The sequence below is a fragment of the Hymenobacter translucens genome, assembly GCF_020685205.1.
Lineage (GTDB): Bacteria > Bacteroidota > Bacteroidia > Cytophagales > Hymenobacteraceae > Hymenobacter > Hymenobacter translucens.
Genome location: NZ_JAJERB010000010.1, coordinates 66,294 through 91,948 on the forward strand (window position 1 = coordinate 66,294; position 25,655 = coordinate 91,948).

Genomic DNA, 25,655 nt, shown 5'->3' on the forward strand with positions numbered 1-25,655 from the left:
GCAATCTCTAACACCAGACCAACAAATCAATAACGATATTGATTTGTCAATTAGCATTTTCCATCGTTATCAAAAGAAACCAGTCTAAGACTCTATTGCTTGTCCAAGTGCTTTTTCATTAAGCTCATAAAAGAACAGATAACTATGCTCTGACACGAACTTGAGTGTATGTCGGCTTTTTATCAAATCATCTAAACCTGTTGCCTCTAAGAAAACCAATTGGTCTTCGTATGAAGCTTTATCTGAATGATGTTGACCATAGTACTCTCCCAAAACTACATTCAATGTTAAGGCAAGTGAATGATAGAGGATAAGAGCTTGACTGTTATAACCCATTGCAAAATGTGCTCTACAACAGTTATACAATGCCCAAAGCTTAGGCATTATCATTTCTTCACTACCAAGCTCTTTGCATAAAGCAATAGCCGTCTGATAGCAGGCTATTGCCTTAGTGAAATCATTTTGATACCACAATACTGCATTGCCTGCCGCTATCCATTTAATCGGCTCATTTCCACTCAGTACTGCCGCTTTCTCTAAGCAGTTAATTGCTTCTTCCACATCACGTTGCCCCAATAATTCTTTAGATTCAACCCGGTGGTATTCTATTGCATCAGAGTCCCATACAACTCTGTAATTCTGGAGCTTAGCAGTAGCCATCTTGCCCCAAAACAATGAACTGTTGTTGAATCTGGGCTCAGAACTACGAGCATGCTCAAATGCCTCTACCGCTTCAGCATACTTCTCCAAATGCAGGAGCGACAAGCCCAAGTGAAAGTTGATGTAGGCGCTATCGTAACCGGCTTCTGCGATGCGCTTCTGAAAGCGAGGTAGCCGCATCCTGGCACCGCCAACCAAGGAAGCAGTTACGTCGACCAGATTTTGCATCTGCTCCCCAGTAAACTGCTTCGTCAGGGACCTGTCCTCAAACTCATTGGTTTCGGCATATTTGCCTTGAGTATCTTGCTTCCAGACAGTTCTCCCTTCTTTGGGGCAAGGGGAATAGAACTCTGTAGCAATACCTGAGCAGTCGAGGATGCGGTCAATCAACTCGCCCAACGCAATGGGCTGAGCTTTATCGTAAAAGCCTCCGGAGAAATCATTATCATTCTCATGATACTGGCTATAATACCCCCCTTTGTCAAGCCAAACGTTGTATATAACTATGGCCGCCGAGAGTACTTTGTTCAGGAAGCTGGTTGACTTTTCAAGGGTATCTAGGCTTGTCCAGTCAAACGGCCACTCACCATAGTCATAGCTGTAATCCAACACTTGGCCGGTTAAGTACCTGCGCTTTGCCTTTTTCTGAATCAGCTCCCATTCTGATTTTTCCAAGGCAGAAACGAACCAACGCTCTGGCTCAAATACCCCCTTCAAATAGGCCTGTACAATACAAGCATAAAACTCCTCTGCATTATCCAGCATGCAATTGGCCACAGCATTGAACAGCCACGCCCGGCAATGCCATTGGTCAATGCTTAAGGCTTTATAAAAACAATAGCGTGCAGCCTCCCATTCCAGTGCCGCTTTGTGCTTACTTCCCCGCTCGAACCAATGATGTGCACTTGCTTCCAACTGAATGTTATGCACCGCACTGAGGCCTACCTCGGCGCGGCGGGCGAGATTCCCAAGGCGACGGGGCTCAGGCAGGTTCGGATTGGACTGCATAGGATTGCCAGCGGGTAAGTTCCTGGGATAATTGAGTGTGGAGGGCCGTGAAGTGTTCCTCCATATCGGTAATAGCGCTTATCTGCCGGAAGGCCTCCCCCTGGCGCAGATTCGCTAGGTGCTTGACAAGAACAGCTAGCTGCTGCTGCAGCCGGTTGCGGCGGGCCTGTAACACATCGATGCGAGAGGTGTCCGCGGCAGCACGGAACTGCCCTTGAGACAGCTGCTGCGCTAAAGTGGAGAGTTGAGCCAAGTCCTGACGCTCGTAACATTCCTGCACCTGGCGGAAGATATACGTTGCGGCGTCTTTCAATTCGTCAGCGACTTTATCAGGATGGCAAAGCAACACACATTGCCGGTGCAACTTCTTGAGCTGCTCCCGGCCGCCGGCATCGAGTTCAAAAAAGGGTTGCAAGGCCTCGGCTTCCCGTTCCTGCCGAAACTCTTCGTACCGCCGGTGGGCCTCGTCATATTCCTGCTGCGAATACTGGCTTTCCTGCCGGTGAGAAAAGGCATACTCCTTTTTAAGCCGCAGAATTTCTTCAGCCAGTGTTCCCAATCTAGCGGTAAAGGCGTGGTTATAGTCACTCAGCAGCTTTTCCGCCTCGCTCGTTTCTGACTCCACAGCTACTATCCGGTACTCTAGGTCGCGTATTTCGAGCCGCAAAACTGCTAAAATCGGGTCTTCATACACCAGAACCCGCGATTGCGCTTGAATGAACTCGTCGACCATCACCATTGCCGGCGCATAGTGTCCGGCCTCCAGATGAGTCAGGAGCTGCTCTGCTAAGGGGTCGCTCCACTCGGTGCACAGACGGCGGGTTTGGCGTAATGCATCATCGCGCTCATCCAACTGCACCAAACTCCGCACTACTTGTAACCGACGGATGACTTTCCCTAAATCAACATGGGTGTCCGTTGCCACGCCTACGCTACCAGTAATTCGCTTGAACTCGGCGATGTACCGATATGCCAAATCATAGTCACCAGCGGTGATGACAATGTTCTCATAATTCTCGGTGGCGGCTCGGTACGTCCAGTTGTAGGAGCCTGTAACGACATCCCGCCCATCAAGCACACAAAATTTATTGTGCATCAGAGCCCCATCTACGCGGTAGAACTCTCCCCCGGCAGCAGCCAGTGTCTCATACGCTAGGTTGGTGTTAATCTCATCACGGGTCACAGCCAGTGCCACCTTCACCCCCGCTTGCTGACGGCTCAGCAGCGCGGCAAACAAGTCACGGTCGGTGAACCAGGCAACCGCGATATAAATGGACTGCTGCGCCAGCCCGATTTCACTCAAGAGCTTCTCTTTAATGCCTTTGAAATAAGCTTCAGTTGTGACTACAAGCATTTTTAAGCAGAGTTAAAAGCACACTAAGAAAAGCGAGGCATTGTTGTTAGCAGAATTCAAAGCTAACCAGCGTCCTTTACAGCGTCGCGCTTTTTAAGAGTTATTTTCGCTTATAATCACTCGTATCCTCATGCCAACCCCATCTCTCATGGAACCAGCTCAACGCATTTTTGCTCGTGATATTCATGCAACCCGGCGCTGGTACACCGCGCTTATTGGTTTTGAGCCAACGGAGGAAGACTATGGGCTACGGTACCACTTTGGCACGCATTCCCTGGTGCTAAGTCCGGGCGGAGACAAAGGCATCTTTGGCTTGATGGTCTCCTCCATTAAAGATGCCCGGCAACGGTTCAAAGAGCAGGGGATACAACTGGAAGAAGTTCTTGGGTTAATGGGCAACCACGATGAAGGCGACTCTGCCTCCTTCCGGGACCCGGCTGGAAACCAAGTGATGGCACTCGACCAGAGCAACGTCGCCGCCGGCTAAACCTAACTCCCTGTGGCATTATGAAGGCGTTCCTATGCTCACTGATTAGTTTTCTGGTCAGCTGCTCACCATCTACTGTGCCTCATAGGGCTGCTCTTCCCCAAAAATCAGCTGCCGTTCCTAATCATATAACCCATCCTGCGTTCGTTGACCCAACTCACGGTTACCTGGTCGTGCGCATCGATTCGCTTCAATCGGTTTACCTGATTTACGCTCGACGCAGCGACACCTTATATAAGGTAGTCTCAGACAAAGCCACCGTGCCTAATTGTCAGAAGCTCCAAGTGGGCCGGCAGTATAAGCTGCAGCTACGTTCGCTGTACTTCACGGATGCAACTCCTGAAGAGTTAGCTCAATACTCCGTGCCGGTAGCTACGGCTGGCCACCTACACTCCGCTGGCATCGACTGGGACGGCAAAGGCCTACTAGTAAAGTTGGAGGGCGACTCCATCCGGGACATCCATAATGCCCGCAACCTAACCGGCTTGTGCCTGCAGTAATACCAAGGACTGGGATACCTGTAGCAGTCTAACGAATGGCTGCTTATGCAGCTGACGTTGCCCTATGTTGCAAAATCCAAGGCCTACATAAGTCTACTAACTGTTGTTGCAATGATACCTGCTGACGATAAACCTTTAAACGCCATTTTTCTGCCGGAAGCCCTGGAGCTGCTCACCCAATACGCGGGTTCTGACGCAACCTGGTGGATGGAGCCCCGGGTAGAATTGCGGCGCCGGAACCTTAAAACGGACCTTGTCATCGCCCGGTTGGGGCAAACGCTCGTGCGGCGAACCCTGATGTCAACGGCGTACCCTGGCCTTATCCGTTGTCTCAACCGGCAAACGCAGCAGCCGCTGCCGTTGCCCCATGCCCCGGAGGTAGAATACGAAAACGAAGAGCGGTTGGCCCCCTTACGCAAGCAGGGTCTGCAGCTGCGCCGGCAACTGCCCCCACTCTTAAACAAGATGCTGCGGCGGCAGTACCTGCTGGAAGATGCGGGGTTGACCACAGCTGAAGCGCGGGACTGGTGCACACGCTCGGAACAAATTGACAAGGCGGCGAACTGGGAGGCCTTACGGGACATGCTGAACGCCGTGGGCCCGCCGAGCTATACTTGCCACTCCAGCCAGCTAGCTCCCCTGGTTGCTTCCGCAGCCGCGGCCTACCCTCAGATACAGGCCCTGCTCGCGGGTCCGTATCCCGGGCCAGCTAACGCCGACCGGTTGGATGGCGCGCCCAACGACTACCGGCGCTGGTACGGTCCGTATGCCAGCAGTGCGGTACAGTTTGGGTGGGACCCGGACAACTCGCCGGGTCTGCCCGATGATTACGAGGAACCAGAAGAAGGTGAAGAAGCCTCGCTCAGCGAGGAAGCCCCACCGGCCGAACTGTATGTCTCCCGCGACGACATTCGGGAAGAGTTAGTCGAAATGCGTCAACAAATCGACCGGCTGCTTGCGCGGCTGTAGCGTTGCATCTGTTACCGCTTCGGCTGCGCTCTTGGTTTCACGACTTAACCTTAGGAGTAGGATTGATTTTAAGTTATGATAAGGTTTAGTTATCATAACTTATATTTGCTCGTGAAAAGAGGGGCTTTCCGACCGGTTCTAACACCTATTATATAAGGTGTGCGCTCGTACTCACTTTGACTCCTCCAACTTCCCGCATGAGCGAAGACTTATCCCTCGTCCCGCCGTCCAACGCCAACCATTCCGTCAGCACCCAACTGGCTCGAGCCTCCGCCAAAGTTGCTGGATTTCTAGAGGCTGGCTTGCAGGGCGCCGCCAACACGGAGCGCGCTTACACGTCGGACTTAAAAAGCTACGTGGCCTTTTGTGAGCAGCACGGCTTCGTGGCAGTGCCAGCCGATGTGGATACCCTCACTGAATACGTCGCACACCTTGCTTCCGAGAAGCCGGAACAAGAAACTGGGGGCGGTCGGGGAAAAAAGAAGGGCCAGCAGCCGCTAACCGGGCCGCACGCGCTGGCCACGATTAAGCGACACCTAGCGGCCATCCGCAAAGCCCATCAACTCGCTGGCCACCGGCTGCCGGCCACCTTAGATGCGCTTAACATTGTCATGGAAGGCATTGCCCGCACCTTGGGCAAGCGCCAGGACCAAGCGCAGGCATTTACCGTCGAGGAGTTGAAACAGGCGGTTCGCCGCATCGACCTAGAAACGGCGGCGGGCATGCGCGACCGGGCTCTGCTGCTGCTGGGCTTCGCGGGGGCCTTTCGCCGTTCAGAGTTGGTGGACCTCAACATCGAGCAACTGGAATTCACGGAGCGGGCCTTACTGGTGCATCTAACCAAAAGCAAAACCAACCAGTACGGCGCGGTCGAAGACAAAGCCATTTTCTACGCTCCCAATGCCGACTACTGCCCCGTGCGCTGCCTGCGGGCCTGGCTCAATCTATCGGCTCGTACGACGGGGCCGCTGTTCGTGAAGATACCGCGGGCAGCTCCTGGACAAATGGCCGTTCCATCAGACAAGCGGCTCTCCGACATCTCCATCAACAAGCTGGTGCAGAAGCGCCTGGGACTGGGCTACTCGGCCCACTCGCTACGTGTGTCTTTTGTGACCGTGGCCGTGCTCAACGGGCAGTCCCACAAGGCCATTAAGAACCAAACCAAGCAGAAAACGGATGCCATGATTGAGCGCTATACCCAGCTCAACAATGTTGTTTCCTATAATGCCGCTCAAGCACTGGGGCTTTAGCCACTCAATGGTCCTTGTGGCACCTGCAAGCTTCCTAATAGCAGGATGGCACACAGTTTAGCTTATAGAAGCACTAAACTTTGAAAATTATTGCGCTCATAGTCAATTAATTGCAGTTTTGCAGTCTTCTGTGATGTTGCCTGTTATATTTTTCGTGATACTTTTGAGCATCATGAAAAACTAATCTATGAACCCGACTCTACGACCTGCCATCAACCTTATTGACTTCAAAAGCCAAATTCCTGCCGAAGAACTGCAGGTAATTATTAGCGCTGTGGAGGCTGCCATGCAGATGACAGTAGAAATTGAAGGGGTGGACCCATTCATTCCGCAATTTCGGGCAATATACTCCTCATGCTTGTTCCCTCGCATCTGGGGTAAGTTGGAGGAAGTATTCGCTGGTCAGGAATCATGGGAGGTAAAGAAGAGCCGCATGACCTTCACCCTTATCAAAAAGGATGTGTGCCAGTTTCACTTCTACAAGGGCAACGCCACCTCATCCTTTAAGGCGACCTCAAAACGTCAAAAGGCCATCGTTCAGGGTGAACTCTACGGGGACCTAGAAGAATTGCCGAGCGTCATTCTGCAGCACTTCTCCGACCGAATGAATTCACAGCTCCTTGGCTTCCACGCCTTGTTTTTTGTAAGAGGCAAGCTGGTTGAGGATTTTGATATTCTACACCAGAACTCGGCTCAGCAAGCTGGCTTGGCGATTACCAAGAAGGCAGAGGTAGTAGAGGAGCTGGTACCTGGCCTCACCATCCGCTTCAAGAAGAAGGACAAAACGGCCGCGGTTACCCCGCAAAAACGCAAACCCACTCAAACACGCCAAGCGAAAGGATAAACAATTATGGAGACTCGGTTCAATTACCAAATGCTGGAATTAGCCCGGTCATCACGTGGAATCACCCAGAAAGAACTAGCGGCCCTCATAAATCGCACGCAGGCCGCTGTTTCCCAATGGGAGCACAATTTGCGCGAGCCAAACGAAGAGGATATTTCATTGCTCTCCAACGTACTGAATTACCCTACGAGCTTTTTCTATCAGCAAGAAATCGACGTGTACTTGCCGCCCGTGCAAGGCCACTACCGCAAAAAGGCCGCCCTTAAAGCAGTATCACGTACACAGCTTGAATCCCACTTTCGCTTATTGGGCGGCTGGGTAAACAAGCTCCAAGATGCAATAGAAGTGGAGGATGGCATTGCCAGCCCTGATTTCTCGGACGACACGCCTTCTGACGCCTCTCCTGAAGACTTGGCTCGGCAACTTCGGGCAAAATGGCGGGTGCCGAATGGGCCGATACGCAGCCTGACGACACTACTGGAAAACCACAAAATTGTGGTAGCTAAAACGTGGATGTTCAACGAGAACGTAGATGGCTATAGCTTTCATACAAATTCCGGCATGCCCGTCATCTATGTGAATCGGGAAATGAGCATTGACCGGATGCGCTTTAGCATTGCGCACGAGCTTGGCCACCTCGTCATGCATTCCGATTGCCTACCTGATGAAGCACGCGAGAAGGAAGCTCACCGGTTTGCCGCTGAATTTCTGATGCCCAGCCATGATATTCATGACCAGCTAATCAATCTTCGCATAGAAGGCCTGATGTCCTTAAAAGCCCGCTGGGGCAGCTCCATGACTGCCTTGGTTAGGCGGGGTCGAGACCTTGGGCTCCTAAATGAGGACCGATACAAGAGCCTGCTAATCGGCCTCTCACCCTACCGCAAAAAGGAACCGGTGGATTTGACAAAGCATGGCTTTGTCGAGCAACCACAACTGATGAGCCTGATGATGCGCTACCACCTGGATGAGGTTGGTATGACAACTACTCAAATCAGGGATATGCTCCATCTTAACGATGGCGACTTTAGTCAGTTAATGCTGTCTCTGGGCCTGGGCTCAGGCGGCATGTATGTTTCTCACCGATAATTCTGAACGGGGTATACCCTTTCACTACACTGCTTAAACACCCTATATCAGACTAAGAACCGCTAAAACACAAACCGGCTGCCACAGGTCAGTGACAGCCGGCATGGTAGAGTTGCAGTAAAATTTGGTTGGCGCCTTCCTTACTGGTGCCGGGAGTTGTCCCCCGGCCGCGCAATCCTACCGTGAATTGAAACGAGGGTGCAAAGGTAACGGGTTCCCGTTCCAACGCAACAACTCTTCTCGTTCTGACCCGGCTATTGTTCCCGCTGATTTTCAGGGGGCAGTCATCGTCTTGCCCAAACTATAGGGTCAAGACTAGCTTGCCGGGAGTGGTTTTCACCCCGGCGGTCCTTACTGTGCCATTGCACAACCAACCGTCATGAACGACAAAGAGAAAGAAGAGAAAGACGAAAAAGCCCTTGTTACTTCCCCAACGCCAGCACCGCAGCCCGCTGAGCTGAAACAGGACAAACCCGAGCCAAGTGCTCCAGTTCGTAAAAAGTATAACTTCTTCATCGAGAAGAAGAAATACGAAACGGACCAGCCTACGCTGACCGTGCGCCAGATTCTGGTGGACTTCGCACAAGTGGACCCTACGGCCAAAACGTTGGCCCAAAAGCAGGATGGCGGCTTCCGGGAACTGAAAAACCTCGAGGAGGTGATTGAGCTGCACAGCGCCCAGCACTTTGCCCTGTTCGACGACACCTCAACGCCGGTCTCGTAATGATTGGCATTGAGCGCCTGGTGCACGACCTGCGTGAGCAAGGTTACGAGCACGTGCAAACGCTCTCCGATGGCCAAGGCATAGCGTATGCTGTGCTACCCAACTTCGAAATCCCGGCCGGCAGTTTTGTCGGCCGGGTTATCGACCTGGCCATTCCAGCGCCGGCGGATTATCCGCGGGTGCTGCACTCATCCATTCAATTACGGGCTACTCCACACCTGGTTCCCTTCGGTAACACTGGCACTCGCAATGTGATTAACAGTCCCTTGGGTCCTGACTGGCAGTATTGGAGCTATCAATTCATCAATCGCCCGGCCAATCCGACGGGAGAGCTAATGACCCAAATCAATGCAGTCTTTCGAAAGAATTGAACAGGGGGAAATCAGCGTCGCCATTCCGGCTGATTTGCATGTGGCTTTGTGCCACCATTTGCTGCGCGACGATGACCAAGAGGATGCCACCTTTGCCCTCTACCGTCCTTCCGTAGGCAGAAACCGCTTTACCGCACTCATTTTTGAGCTGATTTTGCCCGAAGAGGGGGACCGGGACGTGCACGGAAACGTGGACCTGCAACCGCAATACTTCCGCCGAGCCTGCCGGCTGGCGGCGGCTCAACAGGCGGGGGTGGTGCTCCTGCATAGCCATTTAGGCCCCGGTTGGCAGGATATGAGCCGCGATGACATTAAGACGGAACACAGCTATTCTGCTCCCGCCCTTACGCTAACAGATTTACCTTTCGTCGGCCTGACGCTGGGCACGGATGAGACATGGAGCGCCCGGGTTTGGGAATACACCGACGATGTGTACCAGCGCCGGTGGGCCGCTACTGTGCGCGTAGTAGGTCAGCAGTTGGCCATGTCGTATCACGACCAGCTGCGGCCCCGTCCGCGGTTCAAAGAAGCCTATAAGCGCACCGTTACTGTGTGGGGCGAAGACAATCACGCGCAACTTGCCCGGTTACGGGTGGGTATTGTGGGCCTGGGTAGCGTGGGCAGCATCGTAGCTGAGTCGCTGGCGCGCATGGGGCTGGAACGTTTTGTGCTCATCGATTTCGATGAAGTGCAGGAGCACAACCTTGACCGCCTTCTAGGTGCTACCCAGGAGGATTTGGGCAAAACCAAAATAGCCGTAGCCCAGCGGCAAATTGCTCGCGCTGCTACGGCTGGCGAAGTGGCCCCAGTGCCTGTATTAAGCGGTGTAACGGAAGAAGCCGGCTATCAAGCTGCGTTAGACTGTGATGTTATCTTCAGCTGTGTGGACCGGCCCTGGCCGCGCTATGTATTGAACCATCTGGCCTATAATCACCTCATTCCCGTCATTGACGGGGGGATTCGGGTAAAGCTTCATCCGGTTACCGGCCACTTCGAAGGGGCCGATTGGCAGGTACAGACGGTGGGACCCAACCGCCCCTGCCTACAGTGCTTGGGAGCCTACGAAAGCGCGGACGTCTCTACGGAGCGGGATGGCAAGCTGGATGACCCCTCCTATTTGCAAGGGCTGCCTGCCGACCATCGGTTTAAGCGGAATGAAAACATCTTTCCGTTCAGCGCCAATCTGGCCTCGATGGAAGTTATGCAGCTCATTGAGCAGGTGACGGGGATTGCCAACGCATACTATTTTGGCACCCAGCGCTACGTCTACAAGCACGGTTACATCCGGGTGCACGACGACCGCAAGTGCGAAGAAGGTTGTTTGTTTCAGACTGGCATAGCCACCGGAGACACCCAGTTTCCGCCGCCTATCGGGCACGACCATTCGGTGGTAAAGGCCCGAGAAAGGCAGTATTCATATTGAAATACCTGAAAGAGGAAGGCTAATACCAGTCTTCCTCTTTCGAATTCAGGCAGTATTATCTTATAACTAAAGGGTTGAAACAAACCAATGCCTTTGAAAGGTAGCCCCTCCAGTCTCAGCCACATCGCTCAAGAGATGGTTAGGTATCAGGGGTACTCGTGGCGTAGTAGGGCAAAGACTGATTTTGCCTAGAGTGATTTAGTCCTTATGGCCCCGCCCATAAACCTGTAGCATTACAATAGAGTGTGCTGCTGTGTAATAGGGGGCTGGTTAGCGTGACCAATGCGTTTTATAGACATTCTCATATGTCTCAAGCGGGTTCTCTGGCAGCGTATTTAAGCTTACTTTAGTAGACAGGTTGAACATCTTGCCCGCAAAGTGCGCGGTTAGCTTTTAACTACAAAAAGTCGCATATTGCTAATTAAATTAGCGGCATGGCGCTCGAAAAGACAGGGGAATGAGTCAAGAAACATTATTTGCTGAACCAGAGGTCACCATATCTACATCAGCCTTATATAAAGAAATCATAGCAGCCTATGAGGCTGAAGAAGCTAAAGTGGAGGTTGAGAGCGTTTTTGGTAAGGTTACCTACGCATCACCAGTCAACTTTCGTGAGTCAATGCTGTCTCCCCGGCATCGCTGGTTTCCTTATAAGGAGGGTTTTTCACCAAGCTTCGTCCAGTCCTTCTTAAAGGACCATGCTCCACGTGCCGTTCAAAATGTACTTGACCCCTTCGGTGGCGTAGGGACGACGCTCATCGAATCCAGCAGACTAGGCCTTAATGCCTTTGGTTTTGAGGTTAGTCCAATGAGCCATTTTATTGCCTCAACCAAAGCCGCAGGCTTTGATGCTCTTGACTTAGTGTCACTGGATGCCATAGTGGAAGACTTCCAGCAGTCAGAACTTCAACTTGTCGCTCCGTCTCCAGAGAATGATACTGTCATTTCTTATTTTGAACCTGCTTATCTATCCGCTTTACTACGGCTCAAAGCTTTTTATATCGCTTTAGAGAATCCTAAAGTCAGCGCGCTGTTCAAACTCGCTTTCCTCAACTGTTTGGAGCGATATTCCACTCACCGAAAGGCTGGCAACGGGGTTAAGCGCAAAACAAAATTTGCTTATGCAGGCTCACCTGAGTCTCCAATAGAACAGATTCGCAACACGGTTTTGAATGATTTGCGGGTCTTTCGCAAGGACTTAGCTCAAGAACCGGCTGTCAAACCATTTCAGTTGACTCTTGGGTCTTGTTTAGATGAATCGCTCTATCCGGATGGGATTCAGTTCGACGCCGTTCTTACTTCACCACCGTATGCCAACTGCTTTGATTACAGCAAAATATACATGGTTGAATTATGGCTGGGCGATTTCTTTTTGGATAAAAGCAGCCAAAAGGAATTCCGTGCTCAGTCCCTACGGTCACATGTTCATGCCCGCTGGGCAGACAGGCATACGACGTATGGCAGTGAGCTGATTAACAACCAAGTATTTGAATTTTTATCCACTCAGAAGCTGTGGTCCAACCAGATTCCCTCGATGCTGGCTGGATACTTTGCTGATATGGGGTATCTGCTACATCTTCTGTCTTCCCGTTGCAGTCCTGGTGCACCCATTGGCCTAGTAGTGGGCAACTCTTATTATGGGTCCCTTCCCATCGCTACCGACCTTATTCTTAGTATGCTGGGGCGCCAGCATGGCTTCGAGCCAATTAAGATTAGTGTGTATCGCAACGTGGTGGTTTCCTCACAACAATTTACCCGAGCCACGGACCGCAAGTATATGCGGGAAAGCTTGGTGATTCTCAAAAAGAAGTAATCACATGACTTTAGTCTTGCCGTTTGCAGAAGCTCCCCAAAATCTCGCGTGGGGCGATACCCTTTCTTATCCAACAACCCGCACGATGCGCCTGTACACGCATCGAATCTTCAATCGTTACCCGGCGAGAAGTATTAACCTGGTGCCTCGGCAACTCCTGCATGCTTACAAGCAAAAGAATGGGCCTGGCCGGGTACTAGACCCATTCTTGGGGTCTGGCACAACTGCAATCGAAGGACTATTGGCTGGTTTTCAAACGTTCGGGGTAGAGATTGACCCATTCGCTCGTTTAGTGGCAGAAGTGAGTACGACTCCTTTTACCAAATCTGAGCTGGTTGAGCTTCGGCAATACTTTAGCGAAATCGCCCTCTCCTGGCCATCCACTCCAGTTGATGAAAAGCTGCGTCCAAAGCTGGCAAACATCGATTACTGGTTCAGTGAAGAGAATTTCGAGCACCTCTTGAGACTAAAGCACGCCATCCATCAAGTGTGCCCGAGTGGTCCTGCATTAAATTTCTTCCTAATAGTGCTTGCTGATGTTATTCGGCCGTGCTCACGTGCTGAAAGACAAACGCTTAAGCCGTACATTTCCAAGAAATTCACAAAGACCCCTGCACCCGTAGGGGCCACCTTTGAGAAGAGCTTTGAGAACTATTTTACGGCCTTGTCTGAGTTCAGTGAGGAGATGGCTGGCAAGGCCGCCAACTTTACATGGGTTGGTAACGATGCTGTTCAATTCAGCACAGAAAAGTCTGTTGACTTAGCGATTACTTCGCCTCCGTACTTGAACTCCATTGATTACACTCGATGCATCAAGATTGAAAGTGCTTGGCTGGACTGTGCTGATGACAAGGTGATAAAGCAGGTTAAAAACGGACAAGTGGGAGATGAGAGCAGAAAAGGCAAAGGCGTAGAAATTCCGGTCTTCATCAAGCCCTACTTGGATGAGTTGGAGGCCCTTGACCAGCGCCGAGCTGGAATTGCGGCTCACTATTTTGACGATATGCGTCGCAACCTCCAGTGTGTGTTTGATGCATTGCGCCCAGGGGGATGCTACCACCTAATCATTGGCAACAGTATCATGCGCGGGCTTGAAATCCCTACCCACGAGCTAACTGCTAAGCTAGGCCAGGAAATGGGCTTCGAGTGGTCTGACTACTTTAGATACAAGCTTAAGGACCACCGGCTTTCCATCCCAAGGCAAAACAATACTACAGGGGGGAAAATCGAACACGAACACGTCATAACGCTGTTAAAGCCAATCCTTTAATGCCGCAAGACGTCATTCCTTACAATTACCCTGACAAGCTAGCCGAGACATGGGCGGATTGGTCGGACGAGCATCTGGCTGAGCAACCTGAACCTCAGTTTCGAGTTCGAACTGGTTTTCAAGACATAGCAGGAAGCTCTGGCTCTAGCGACCGTTCTAGGGCTTTGGAGATTTACAACGTTGGGTTTCTTCGTGGACCATTGGTTCCTCCGCAGAGTGGTGGACGAAATACACCATTAGGCTGGCAGCTTGTTTCTGATGGAATACATGCCCATACCTCCCTTGGGTACTTAGGCTACCTACTGGGGGAGGCATACAAGTCCAATCAGAGTCCTCCCATAGCGGCCGGGTTATCGGCACTTTCCGCTCTCATAGCTGTGCAGAGCCATATTATTCTGGCTAGCGGGGTGAGGATTTCCTATGTATCCCTCTTTGAATGGCTTAAGAATATCTTTCCCCGTCCATTGAGCATTCCGACAGTAACGTGGCTACGCTACTTGTCTACTGGGATGTTCTGCACCATTAAACAGGATGCCCTGGGTGAAGAGCTTGCAGCAAGCTTCCTGTTAAATCGCCCTGCATCTGATGTAAAGCTGCATTTCATTTGGGATACGGAAAGCAGAGAGGTAGACTATGCTGCCTTCTGTCAATTGCTGCAAGATGAGCCCTCTTTAGTCACCATAAAACCGCGTAAGCATTCCCTGTTTTGGATAGGCTCACCTTCTGACCAGCGTGGACTTTACTCGCAAGCAGCGCGGAATTGTGGGGACTTCTTAAGCTCATTCGCGGCAGAGGAGACGAGGCTGTTGCGCCTCTCCGGCCACCATCGTAACGAGCCTTTTGAGCGTTTTCTCACAAAGGACGCCAGCCAAGAAACTCAGGATATAATTTCCATAACAAAGAGGCTAAGCGAAATTCCTTCGCTTGCCCGACCAGTTCAGAAGCTTATGAAAACCTTGCGTGAAGGTTCGTTAGAAGCCGTAAGGCAATTGTATGGCGAAGATGCAGTTGTCGAGGCTTCGCCTCCACCACGGCCCCCTAGCCTACCGACGGACTTACCCTATCAGAAGATATTGTTCGGACCTCCTGGTACTGGCAAATCCCATGAAGCTGAAAAAGTAACAAAAGGGTACTCCGTTAAGAGAACCACCTTTCATCCGGACGCTGACTACGCAAGCTTTGTAGGAAGCTACAAGCCCGTCTCGAAAACCGGCACCATTTCCTATGAATTTCGCCCACAGGTTTTTGCTGAAGCATACCTGGCGGCATGGAAGAACCCAGCCAAAGCCCAATTTTTACTTATTGAGGAGATAAACCGAGGCAACTGTGCTCAAATTTTTGGGGACTTATTTCAAAGCCTTGACCGTAACGAACACGGTTCTTCCCGGTACGAAGCACGCGCCGACGCCGACTTTGCTACTTGGTTCAATACCGAACTCGCAACCGATGCAGATGCGCTCGCTGCGTACGAGCAGGAGATGAAGGAGCGCGGCCTGAGTGGAGTTGACTGGATAGTACTACCTGCCAACTTGTACATCTGGGCCACCATGAATACCTCAGACCAATCACTCTACCCCATGGATAGCGCCTTTAAGCGGCGTTGGGACTGGCAATACATTCCGATTAACCTAGAGGATGCCAATGATGTAACAATCGACTTAGGGGGCGCTGGTAAGTATAACTGGGGCAAATTCATTGAAGAGGTTAACAAGCGTATTTACCAGCTGCTAGAAAGCGAAGACAAGCAGCTTGGGAACCGCTTCGTCGACCCTAAAACAATACCGCGGGTTATAACGACAAGTGATTTTAAGTCTAAGGTTCTATTTTACTTGTGGAGCGAGATTTACAAACTCGAAACCGAGAGTGGAAAAAGCATCTTCCTCTATCGCCCCGAAGGAGATGGCTCGGAAAGCATACCCTTTACATTCGCTGATTTGTACAAGCCGGGAGCTGATGAGCGCATCTTACGTTCGTTCATGAAAGGCTTGGACTTGGAACCCTCTGACGAGGAATCTGGCGGCTTGGCTACCACGGAATCATCCACGGCAGCAGGTAGTCCTGAGGAGGCTACCGTAAGTCCAGAAAGCAGCGCTACTCCTGCGTAAGGACATGCGAAAGAACAGTGAATGCATACTGCTTGCTAGACAATGAACATTGTATTTGAGGGTTACACTTACCCAAGCAACCTGCTGCGCACGGTTCTGTCGGATGCTTACATTCGCGAATTGTCAAACGGGCAAGCTCAGGTTATTCATATTGGATACCTTGGCCCCACCCCCGGCGTGACCGGGGCTCAAGCGGTAGTGATGCTACCCAAAGTCTTCTTATCGGAAGACAATAAAGCCCTCGGTATTTATGAGCCAGAACACCTACTCCAGCTCTCTACCAATCCCGAGCTACGGGCCCAGTTGGCGCACTCCGGCACGTTAGAGTTTTTGTTTCGCATATCGGTTTGGCTGTATCAATCCATCGGACAATTTGCCCGGCGCAAAAAAGGCACCGATTTAATCCAGCAAACAGAACTTCATATCGTCTCACGCGAAGGAGGCCCCGGACGGTCAGCACTTGAGGTCATTCAAAGCCTGCTGCACTTTTACCGGGAGAACCAATCGTTATTGACCTTTATAAAGCGATACAATACCAATCAGCAAAGAACCGTAAACTGGTCACGTACAGTAAACCGCACGACTCCATTCATACAGAATGGCACCCCGGTTTATTCACAGCCAATTGTTAAGCAGCAACATATAAATTATGACGAGGAGCTGATTCGCATTTTCGTTTCCACACTCGCAGACTTAAAAGCTGAATACGGGTTTCGTATTGAAATCACTTCGGTTTACGAACCGCTTACCAGGCATGCCTTCCGTAAGTTCAAACAGGCTCCTACACGCCATCTGAAACAGATAAGGGGTCGCTATTTTAACGACCAGCTAGTCAGGTTGTGGAACCTGCTTCATCTTTATTACGAGCAGGCAGAGCAACTAAATGCTCAAATCAGTAAGCAAGAGAAAACGCTGGTTCGCAATTTCAACATTGTCTTCGAGGACATGATTGATTCACTGCTATCGGACCCATTCAGTTCGCGAATGCCAGCGCGGTTGAAAACCCAGCAGGATGACAAAATCATCGACCATTTGTATGAGTACAAAGACCTCACCAGCGAGATAGATACTATTTATCACATTGGGGATAGCAAGTACTACAAGATAGGAGCACCTGTTGGGAAGCTAGCTGTATATAAGCAATATACATACGCCCGCAATCTGATATTCGAGAACATCAAGCGTCTCAATAAAGGCAGCTTACCTACGCCTTTACGCTATCGGGATGAGCTGACAGAAGGGTATAATCCAACACCTAACTTCTTTATCAGCGCTAGCTATGACAAAAAGCTAAGCTTTAGCACCCCTGGTCTACAATTCAAGGAAAGCCACAGCCCTAGCTATCATTTCCACGCACGGTTATTTGACCGTGATACCTTGTTGCTTCAGCAATACGACATCAACTTTTTGTACGTAATAACTGCTTATGTCTCGCCCAAAGCAAGTGAGATAGCTAGGTTTCAAAGCGATGCACATAAACGCTTTCGTGAACAGCTACTACACTACTTGGCTGATGAGTATGCCTTCTTTGAGTTGCAGCCACTCACGGGCACGCTGGACGAGTATGTCACGATAAACTTCCGCAAGCTAATCGGCCGGATGTATCGGCCCTCAGGCTATACGGAGTCTATGTTGGTCGCCATACCCCATAAGGAATCTGCGATGTTTAAGGCCGAATTGAGCCGCACTGCATCACTAAATGATTGGTCGCCGAAGATGCTACTTGCTTAACGCGAAACGTCTATAGACTTACATTCTCTATACATATGATGGGCTGCTAATGGCTATTCACCTGTATTTTCGGCACGCGCAGGGTTTCCCAATGGGTGAGCCGCTGGCGACGTGGGAATCGCCTGCATCCCTCATTTTTCCCTCGGTCCAAGCCCTGCAAGAAGCCGCCGATGCGCAGGGTCTTAAGGAACTGTTTTATGATGGCCCGGATGCCTTATTTCCCGGCTGTAGCCCTGGCAAGGCCAATTTTTGGGCGGATGCCGAGGAGTTGGTCTGGGAGTTAGCCTGCGAGCACACCGACGACCCGGAAGATGCCACAACATGGCCACCGGGATACGCCCTGCTTCAGTTCTTGACTTTTTGGCGTCTGGCACTCAACGAAGACGAGGCTCACTTAGAATTGGCCCACACGTGAGCCCTTTCCTTATTTGCCAAATTGCGAGGACGTTAAAACTACCCCTCACATAGCTTTAGGGTATCCAACATCATCACTATTAAACACTATAATTAATCTATTCTGCCAATTTAATTAGTCATTACAAAACTAATTTTATTAGCAACAACGTATACTTGCGGCCTATTAAACGCTACAGCTGCATGAAAAACGTTGAATTGATACCTGTGCCGGCACTCAGCCTGAATCCATCCCTGCTCCCCCTATTTAGCTACTTAGTACCCGCTGGCTTTCCTTCACCGGCCTCGGACCACCTGGAAGGACTCTTTGATTTAAACCGGCTACTACTTCGGCATCCCGACGCGACCTACCTGCTGCGGGTTAGCGGGGAGAGCATGGCGGGCGCAGAAATCCATACCGGCGACCTGCTGGCCGTGGACAAGCACATGGAAGCTGACCACAATCATATCGTGGTGGCCGTGGTGCACGGCGAATGCACGGTAAAGCGCTTGGTGCGCGAAGGGCAGAAATGGTGGCTCAAACCTGAAAATCCGGCCTACCAGCCCTATGAGATTACCGATACGGACGAGCTGCGGATTTGGGGAGTGGTTACCCATGTCGTGCATGAGCTGATTCCCGGTAAGCTGACTGCGCTAGTCCAAAGCCTTGATTAGCTATGTTCGGCCTAGTCGATTGCAACAATTTTGTGCGACGTGAAAAGTCGTATGCTGAACTGTTTTGCCGGGGGAAACCCCGGACAAAACCAGCCATTCCACTGGTTGTACGCTAGGAAGACGTGCGGCTGGGTAACCAGTCGTGCCAAGCCTTCCGACAATGGACCGAAACCCACTTGACCCGCGAGGGAACGGTGGTTCCGTGAGCATCACGCGGAATAGGACTAGCGTGAATGACAGGGCTAACACATGTGAACCTTCGCAAACGCCGTTATGCAGACCAAGCCAAAGGATGCCGATAGGCTTGACCCAAAAGGGACCGTGGTCGGTGTTGGGGCTGAAGTTTGGCCTTGGTTAAAAGTTTGGTACAAAAGTTAATCGGTGGTCTTGGCCGCTGCCGGCGTTCGGTGGGCGTGGATGACCACCTTTCGGTGGCGTAGGTACTTGTAAAGGGTAACCTTGGAGATGTTCAGGCGCTGGGCAATCTCGTTGACGCCAAGCTGCTGCTCGCGGTAGAGCGTTTCGGCGATGATGGCCGTGCGTTCGGCCTGCTCCGAGAGGCCCCGCTGGCGGCCGCCCACCCGGCCCCGGGCCCGGGCCGCGGCCAGCCCGGCGTGGGTGCGTTCGCGAATCAGCTCCCGCTCAAACTCGGCCAGCGAGGCAAACAAGTTAAACACGAGCCGGCCCTGGGCGGAGGTCGTGTTGATGGCATCGGTGAGGGAAACCAGGCCCACGCCCAGCTGCTGGAAGTCGCCCACCACCTGCAGCAGGTGCTTGAGCGAGCGCCCCAGGCGGTCCAGCTTGTAGATGTAAACCGTGTCGCCGGTGCGTAGCTGCGTCAGCAGCCGCTCCAGCTCCGGGCGGCTGGTGCTGGCGCCCGAGACCTTTTCCTGGTAGATGACTTCGCAGCCGGCTTTGTTCAACGCATCGAGTTGCAGTTCCAGGTTCTGGTCGCGGGTGGAGACGCGGGCGTAGCCGATTTTCATGGGGCAAAGTACAGGTTATCCGTTGCGAAGGTACCCTTATTTGTACTTTGATTGCTGAACAAGTTTTCTGTACCAAATAGCCTGGTTTTGGCTTTACCTTACCCCAGCGGGCGCCGCCTGCTTATTTGTACAGAAATACGTTCGTTTCACTGTACAACCCGGCGGGCTACTTTTAGGATTTACTTCCTGCCCCATGGCCCGCCACCTGCCCTTACTCGACGCGACCCAGCGTCGCGCCTTCGACCAGCCCCCGGTCTTCAATTCGCCACAACGGCAACTCTTCTTCGCCTTGCCCGACTGGGCCACCCGGTTTCTGGATTCGCTGCTGGCCCCACACAGCCGGGGCGGCTTCGTGTTGCAAGTCGGCTACTTCAAGGCCACGGGGCGTTTCTTTCCCGCCGACCGGTTCGTGCCCGCGGATCGGGTGTATGTACAGCAGCGCTACCAGTTGGGACCCGTCGAGTGGGCGCGTTACGACAAAACCACCCGCTTCCACCACCGGGAGCAGATTTTGCAGCAGTTCGGGGTGCGGCCCTTCGAGCAGGCCGAAGCCGACGTGCGCCAGCAAGTGACGCATTTTGCGCGTCAGCAGATGAACCCGGTGGCCGTGTTCCGTTCCGCGGCCGACTACATCCGCGCCCACCGCTGGGAACTGCCGACCTACGCCGCCCTGGCCGGTCTCGTCACCGAGGCCTTTCGTACGGTCGAGCACCAGCTCACGACCCAGCTGGTGCACCACCTGACGCCCGCCCTGCGCCAGCAGCTGGATGCCTTATTCACTACACCCGACGACGCCCCGGCCCATTCCCACCGCCCCTACCGCCTGACCACCCTCAAGCGGCGCTTGGAACTGATGCGTCCGGCCGCCATCCGCGCCAACGCACAGGACTACGGGGTGCTCCACGCCCTGTTTACGCAGGTCTACCCCGTGGTGCAGGCCCTGGAGTTGTCGGAGGAAATGGTCCGCTACTACGCCCGCTACGTGGAGCGGGCGCAGGTTTTTCAGGTGCAGCAGCAGGCCGACAAGAAGTACCTGATGGTGCTCTGCTTCGTGGTCTACCAGTATTACCAGGTGGGCGACCTGCTCACCGAAACGCTGCTGCAGGCCGTGCAGACCCACCGCAATGCCGCCCAGCGCGAAACCCAGGAGCGCGTCTACCGCCAGCAGCAGGACTCGGCCGACCAGCTGCGCCAGGTGCTCGACGGGGTGGTCAGCCACGGCGCGGCCCTGGCCCGGCTCGAAGACGTGGCCTTTTCGTTTGCCCGCACCAACGAAGAGAAAGTGGCGGCCCTGCTGGCCTGGCTGCAAACGCCGGACGTGACCGCCTTCGCGCAGCTCCGCCAGACGGCCCAGCACTTACGCAAAGGGGGCGGGGGCAGCACCAGCGGCCCTTACTACCAGGTGATCGCCGACCGCTCGCGCAAGCTCCAGCACCGGCTGGGCGAGATTCTGCGGACCGTGGCGTACGAAGGCGCAGCGGACAGCCCCTTGGCCCAGGCCCTGGCCCAGTACCGGGCGCGGGACGGGCAGGTCGGCAGCCCGCCCACCACCGGCTTTTTGAAAGCGGCCGAACGGGCCGCCCTGGCCCAGGCCGACAGCCCGGTCACCCTCTACAAGGCCCTGCTGGCGGGCCACGTGGCCGACCACTTGAAAGCCGGCAAGCTGAACCTGGCCCACTCGCTGCGCTACCGGCCCTTCGACACGTACTTATTGGACGCCGCGGCCTGGGAGCGCCAGCGGGACCCGTTGCTCGTCCGGACCGACTTGATGCACCTGCGCGCACCGGGGCCCTTGCTGGCCGAGTGGCAGACCAAGCTGGCCACCGCCTTCGCCCGCACCTGCGAGCGGCTGGCCGCCGGCACCAACCCCGGCATGCGCCCGCGCGCCGGGGGCGGCCGGCCCCGCTTCCTGACGCCGGCCCGGCCCGTGGACGAGGACGCACCGGCCCCGCGGCCGCTGTTTCCCGGGCCGGGGCTGGTGTCGCTGCACGAGGTGCTGCACACCGTCCAGCAAGCGTGTCGCTTCACCGACTGCCTCGAACACTGGAGCCCCCGCAACCGCCCGCCCCGGCCCGCCGAGCGCGTCTTCTTTGCCGGCCTCATGGCCTACGGCTGCAACCTGGGCCTGACGCGCATGGCCCACGCCACCAAGCACGTAGCGCTCGCCTCGCTGGAAAACACCGTCAACTGGTACTTCTCGCTGGAGAACCTGCGCCGCGCCAACGACGCCGTCATTGCGCTGACCGGCAAGCTGCCCGTCAGCCGCCTGTTTAAACGCCACCCCGAGGTGGTCCACACCTCTTCCGACGGGCAGAAGTACTACGTGGCCGTGGATTCGATTCACGCTACCTACTCCTATAAATACTTCGGCCAGGAAAAGGGCATCGTCTCCTACGGCTTTCTCGACGACCGCCACCGTCTCTTCTACTCCACCACCTTCAGCTCGTCCGAGCGGGAAGCCCCGTACCTGGTCGGCGGCCTGCTGCACAACGACGTGGTCGAGTCCACCATTCACAGCACCGACACGCACGGCTTCACCGAAGTCAACTTCGCCCTCACCGCCTTTCTGGGCATCGAATTCGCGCCCCGCATCCAGTCTTTTCAGGACCAGCAGCTCTACGCCTTTGCCGGGATGGACGTGCCCGACCTGACGGCCTACGGCCTGGCGCCCGTCAAGTACATCGACCAAGGCCTTATCGAGGACCAGTGGGACACACTCTTACGGCTGGTCGTCAGCCTCAAGCAGAAGCACGTGACGGCCTCCACCCTGCTGCGGCGACTCAATTCCTATTCCCAACAGCACCCCGTGTACCTGGCCCTGCGGGAACTGGGCCGGGTGGTGCGCACCGAATTCCTGCTCCGCTACATGGACGACCAGGCCCTACGCAAGCGCATCGAAGACCAGCTGGACAAGCTCGAAAGCACCCATACCTTCGCCCGGGCCGTGTTTTACGGCCAAAACGGCCAGATTCCCTACGCCGGCAAGGAGGAGCAGCAGCTGGCCGATGCCTGCAAGCAACTGGTGCAGAACGCGATTGTGTGCTGGAATTGCCTCTATTTAAACCAGTACTTATTCCAGGCCCCGGCGGCCGAGCGCCAAGCGGTGGCCGACGCCATCGCCGCCAGCTCGCCCGTGAGCTGGCAGCACCTCAACCTGCACGGCGAATTCGACTTCTCGGACGAGGCCCTCAAAGACTCCCTCCGCTTTGACCTCGAAGCCCTCTACGCTTTTAACTGGGAGCAGGCTCCGGGCCCGTCCGATTAACTTTTGGACCAAACTTTTAACCAAGGCCAACTACACCGTGACGACGACCAACGCCAACGGCTGTGTGTCGCTGCCTTCCGCAGTGCTGGTTATCACAGCGGCCCGCAACGGCATTGCTGGAGCCAGCCTGCAGATGTACCCGAACCCTACTCCTACGGGCCAGATGACCATGGAGCTGACCGGCTATCGCCTCGCGACCCAGCTCACAGTGCTGGATGCACTGGGCCGGGTGCTCATTAGCGAGTTGCTGCCGGCCAACGCCGGGACCGCCACCCGCACCCACACCCTTAACCTGAAGGATGTGGCCACGGGCGTGTACCTGCTGCGCCTGCGCAACACCGACGGCGTGGAAACCCGCCGCCTGGTGCGCGACTAGTCGCCGTAGGCACCCATTGAAAAGCCCCGCTGGCACTTGCCGGCGGGGCTTTTTCGTAGCCCACCCGCCACGCTGATAAGGTAATCGTCTGCCAAGCGGAATGTAACTCGACAGACCGCCTTTTGCGCGGGAGCAATTGTCAGGGTTTTCTTGGCTGGATTAGCCTCCGATAATCACCGCCTTCTCGCATTAGATGTTCTAGCTCAGTTAGGGATAGTACAAGAGTAAAATCGAAAATCCGGTAAGGACTGCGGTTATGCTAATTACCGTTTCAGTAAACTTTCTACTTGCGAAAGGTCAGGGTGGGGATGCGGATGATGCCGCTGTCAACGTATACTGTAGTGCGGTTGTAGAGGACGTGGATGCGCCGAAACTCGCGAAAGCCGCACTCGTTTTCTTGGAGGGAATAATGGACCTCAATGGTATCGGCATCGGACCGGGTGGGCCAGAGCAGGAAGCGTTGGGCCAGACCGGTCTTCAGTGGCAGGCTGTCCCGCTCCAGGCCCTCCACCACAATCCCGAGTTGTCCGGGGCGCGCTTCATCATGGATAGTCCACCTCCGTTCTTCGCCGCGAAACACCCGGGCTGAATCGAGTACATAGCGGGAGGGCGCGGCTGAATCGGTGGCCCATAACGGTTCTCCCGTGCGGGCATCAACTAGCTTAAAGTAGAGGTGCCCACCATGGGAAAGGTTGCGTTGCTGCGGGTTACAGCGGTCAGATGCACAGGCACCCAAGAGCAGCCCAGTGAAGACAAATGAACCAATCCGATAAACCATGGTGCAAGATAGAAGGGCACTCCTTACCCCTTGACACTTCGACTGCCTAGTAAGTAATAATGCACTGTCTGACTCGAACGCTCCTTTTCCTGAACCGCTAAACCAGGCAGTTGCCCGAACCCATTTGGAGCGGCAAGGGGGCTGTTTGCCGTTTTCGAGTTTAAGAAACTCGTCTACGATTCAAAGTTTACGAAACCTCGTCCAGAGATAAGTTTCGTGAACGTCGCCCGCGGTGGGAAAGCGCATCCTTTTCATGGAGGCCGAGCACCGTGTCCGCACTCGCTTGGTAAGCCAAATTGCTTTGGGGCCCGTACGCAAAGCCCCCGACTCGACCCACGGATTTGGGCAGCGGACACAACTTAAGAATCGGAGGAGAGTATACGGATAGTTTTCCTTTCTATTTGTAAATTTTAAAGCGTCTTCCAATGTTAGCAATGGATTTTCGGGGCCCTAGGCGGGTCCGCGCCGTTCAAAAACCCATGCCTGAAATTTTGCATCCCGAAGATGCGATTGTGAAGGTTTTACGCACGTGTATTTGCGGGTCGGACCTGCACTTGTACAACGGCAATGTGCCGGATACCCGCGTCGGCATGACGTTTGGCCATGAATTCATTGGGGAAATCGTGGAAATCGGTGCCGAGGTGACCGAGGTGAAAGTGGGCGACCGGGTGATGGTGCCCTTCAACATTGCCTGCGGTCGGTGTATCTGCTGCAAGCAGGGCATGTACGGCAACTGCTACGAGTCTAACTCCGAGTCTACGGCCGGTGGCGGCTTTTTGGGGTATTCGCATACCGGGGGCGGCCACAACGGCGGCCAGGCCGAATACGCCCGGGTACCCTACGCCAACTTCGGTCCCACGGTGATTCCGGTGGGCATGGACCTCGACGACGCCGTGCTGCTCACCGACATCACGCCAACCGGCTACCAGGCCGCCGAAATGGCCGGCATTCAGCCCGGCGATACGGTGGTGGTGTTTGGCGCAGGCCCGGTGGGCATTATGGCGGCGCGGTGCTGCTGGCTGTTCGGCGCGGGCCGCGTGATCATCCTCGACCAGTACGACTACCGGCTGGAATTTGCCAAGAACTTCGCCAAGTGCGAAGCCTACAACTTCCGAACCGACATGGACGACCCGGTCATGTTCCTGAAGAAAATCACCGATTGGATTGGCCCCGATGCCTGCATCGATGCCGTGGGGGCCGAGGCCGAAGGCAACGTCATGCAAACCATCACCGGGCGCAAGTTACTGCTCCAGGGTGGCTCGGCCACGGCGCTGCACTGGGCCATCAACGCGGTGCGGAAAGGCGGCGTAATCTCCATTGTGGGCGTGTACGGACCGACCGACAACCTCATTCCCATCGGCAACGTGCTCAACAAGGGCCTGACCATTCGGGCCAACCAGGCCTCGGTGAAGCGCCACCTGCCCCGCATGATTGACCACGTGATGAACGGAATCCTCAAGCCCAGCTTGCTGATAACCCACCGCATTCCCCTGGAGGAAGTGGCCGAAGGCTACCACATTTTTTCGGCCAAGCTTGACAATTGCATCAAGACGGTCCTCATCCCCCCCACTGCTAATCGCTAAG

The 25,655-nt window shown here is 54.0% G+C and carries 21 protein-coding genes; 17 read left to right on the top strand and 4 right to left on the bottom strand.

The annotated features are described in order from the left end of the window. Nucleotides 1–84: 84 nt before the first annotated feature. Nucleotides 85–1,668, bottom strand: coding sequence for a tetratricopeptide repeat protein (locus tag LJY25_RS18875; protein WP_227610041.1), 1,584 nt, complete (start codon nt 1,666–1,668; stop codon nt 85–87). Continuing rightward, nucleotides 1,643–3,022: a phospholipase D-like domain-containing protein gene (locus LJY25_RS18880; RefSeq protein WP_227610042.1), complete on the bottom strand. Its 1,380-nt coding sequence runs from the start codon at nt 3,020–3,022 to the stop codon at nt 1,643–1,645. Before LJY25_RS18880 ends, LJY25_RS18875 begins: the two co-directional genes overlap by 26 nt. 148 nt (nt 3,023–3,170) lie before the next feature. Here LJY25_RS18880 and LJY25_RS18885 point away from each other — a divergent pair, with 148 nt between their 5' ends. The 14 genes from LJY25_RS18885 to LJY25_RS18950 all read left to right on the top strand — a co-directional run bounded on the left by LJY25_RS18885 (nt 3,171) and on the right by LJY25_RS18950 (nt 18,666). After that, the gene (locus LJY25_RS18885) at nt 3,171–3,509 is read left to right on the top strand and encodes a VOC family protein (RefSeq protein WP_227610043.1); all 339 of its coding nucleotides are present in this window, start codon (nt 3,171–3,173) and stop codon (nt 3,507–3,509) included. A 545-nt stretch (nt 3,510–4,054) separates the two neighbouring features. Further along, nucleotides 4,055–4,978, top strand: coding sequence for a hypothetical protein (locus tag LJY25_RS18890; protein ID WP_227610044.1), 924 nt, complete (start codon nt 4,055–4,057; stop codon nt 4,976–4,978). A 197-nt stretch (nt 4,979–5,175) separates the two neighbouring features. Then, complete coding sequence (locus LJY25_RS18895; RefSeq protein ID WP_227610045.1) at nt 5,176–6,228, top strand: tyrosine-type recombinase/integrase; 1,053 nt, start codon at nt 5,176–5,178, stop codon at nt 6,226–6,228. Nucleotides 6,229–6,415: 187 nt separating this feature from the next. Then, nucleotides 6,416–7,072, top strand: a complete 657-nt coding sequence (locus tag LJY25_RS18900; protein ID WP_227610046.1) for a hypothetical protein — start codon at nt 6,416–6,418, stop codon at nt 7,070–7,072. Between the two features lie 30 nt (nt 7,073–7,102). Further along, on the top strand, nt 7,103–8,161 hold the full coding sequence (locus tag LJY25_RS18905; protein ID WP_227610047.1) for an XRE family transcriptional regulator: 1,059 nt from the start codon (nt 7,103–7,105) through the stop codon (nt 8,159–8,161). Between the two features lie 379 nt (nt 8,162–8,540). After that, nucleotides 8,541–8,885 (top strand): hypothetical protein, encoded by a 345-nt coding sequence (locus LJY25_RS18910; RefSeq protein ID WP_227610048.1) that lies wholly within the window; start codon nt 8,541–8,543, stop codon nt 8,883–8,885. Then, complete coding sequence (locus LJY25_RS18915) at nt 8,885–9,256, top strand: hypothetical protein (protein WP_227610049.1); 372 nt, start codon at nt 8,885–8,887, stop codon at nt 9,254–9,256. The genes LJY25_RS18910 and LJY25_RS18915 overlap by 1 nt, the downstream gene beginning before the upstream one ends. Beyond that, nucleotides 9,234–10,679, top strand: coding sequence for a HesA/MoeB/ThiF family protein (locus LJY25_RS18920; RefSeq protein ID WP_227610050.1), 1,446 nt, complete (start codon nt 9,234–9,236; stop codon nt 10,677–10,679). The genes LJY25_RS18915 and LJY25_RS18920 overlap by 23 nt, the downstream gene beginning before the upstream one ends. 457 nt (nt 10,680–11,136) lie before the next feature. Continuing rightward, the gene (locus LJY25_RS18925; protein WP_227610051.1) at nt 11,137–12,492 is read left to right on the top strand and encodes a site-specific DNA-methyltransferase; all 1,356 of its coding nucleotides are present in this window, start codon (nt 11,137–11,139) and stop codon (nt 12,490–12,492) included. A gap of 4 nt (nt 12,493–12,496) precedes the next feature. Then, entirely contained in the window at nt 12,497–13,762 is a 1,266-nt protein-coding gene (locus LJY25_RS18930; RefSeq protein WP_227610052.1) for a site-specific DNA-methyltransferase, read from the top strand. Further along, the gene (locus tag LJY25_RS18935) at nt 13,762–15,867 is read left to right on the top strand and encodes an McrB family protein (protein ID WP_227610053.1); all 2,106 of its coding nucleotides are present in this window, start codon (nt 13,762–13,764) and stop codon (nt 15,865–15,867) included. Before LJY25_RS18930 ends, LJY25_RS18935 begins: the two co-directional genes overlap by 1 nt. 42 nt (nt 15,868–15,909) lie before the next feature. Next, nucleotides 15,910–17,598, top strand: a complete 1,689-nt coding sequence (locus LJY25_RS18940) for an LlaJI family restriction endonuclease (RefSeq protein ID WP_227610054.1) — start codon at nt 15,910–15,912, stop codon at nt 17,596–17,598. A 49-nt stretch (nt 17,599–17,647) separates the two neighbouring features. Continuing rightward, nucleotides 17,648–18,013 (top strand): hypothetical protein, encoded by a 366-nt coding sequence (locus LJY25_RS18945; RefSeq protein ID WP_227610055.1) that lies wholly within the window; start codon nt 17,648–17,650, stop codon nt 18,011–18,013. A 182-nt stretch (nt 18,014–18,195) separates the two neighbouring features. Further along, the gene (locus tag LJY25_RS18950) at nt 18,196–18,666 is read left to right on the top strand and encodes a LexA family protein (protein ID WP_227610056.1); all 471 of its coding nucleotides are present in this window, start codon (nt 18,196–18,198) and stop codon (nt 18,664–18,666) included. A gap of 374 nt (nt 18,667–19,040) precedes the next feature. Here the strand turns inward: LJY25_RS18950 and LJY25_RS18955 are convergent, their stop codons facing one another. Then, the gene (locus tag LJY25_RS18955) at nt 19,041–19,652 is read right to left on the bottom strand and encodes a recombinase family protein (protein WP_227610057.1); all 612 of its coding nucleotides are present in this window, start codon (nt 19,650–19,652) and stop codon (nt 19,041–19,043) included. Nucleotides 19,653–19,845: 193 nt separating this feature from the next. Here LJY25_RS18955 and LJY25_RS18960 point away from each other — a divergent pair, with 193 nt between their 5' ends. Together LJY25_RS18960 and LJY25_RS18965 are read left to right on the top strand one after the other, a co-directional pair. Further along, nucleotides 19,846–22,917 (top strand): Tn3 family transposase, encoded by a 3,072-nt coding sequence (locus LJY25_RS18960; protein ID WP_227610058.1) that lies wholly within the window; start codon nt 19,846–19,848, stop codon nt 22,915–22,917. A 37-nt stretch (nt 22,918–22,954) separates the two neighbouring features. Beyond that, on the top strand, nt 22,955–23,293 hold the full coding sequence (locus tag LJY25_RS18965; protein ID WP_227610059.1) for a T9SS type A sorting domain-containing protein: 339 nt from the start codon (nt 22,955–22,957) through the stop codon (nt 23,291–23,293). A 283-nt stretch (nt 23,294–23,576) separates the two neighbouring features. Here the strand turns inward: LJY25_RS18965 and LJY25_RS18970 are convergent, their stop codons facing one another. Continuing rightward, complete coding sequence (locus LJY25_RS18970; RefSeq protein ID WP_227610060.1) at nt 23,577–23,807, bottom strand: hypothetical protein; 231 nt, start codon at nt 23,805–23,807, stop codon at nt 23,577–23,579. A gap of 689 nt (nt 23,808–24,496) precedes the next feature. On the opposite strand from LJY25_RS18970, the gene LJY25_RS18975 reads away from it, so the two are divergent. Next, nucleotides 24,497–25,654 carry a zinc-dependent alcohol dehydrogenase gene (locus tag LJY25_RS18975; protein ID WP_227610061.1) on the top strand — a complete coding sequence of 386 codons (1,158 nt, stop codon included), beginning with the start codon at nt 24,497–24,499 and terminating at the stop codon, nt 25,652–25,654. The last annotated feature ends 1 nt before the right edge of the window (nt 25,655 follow it).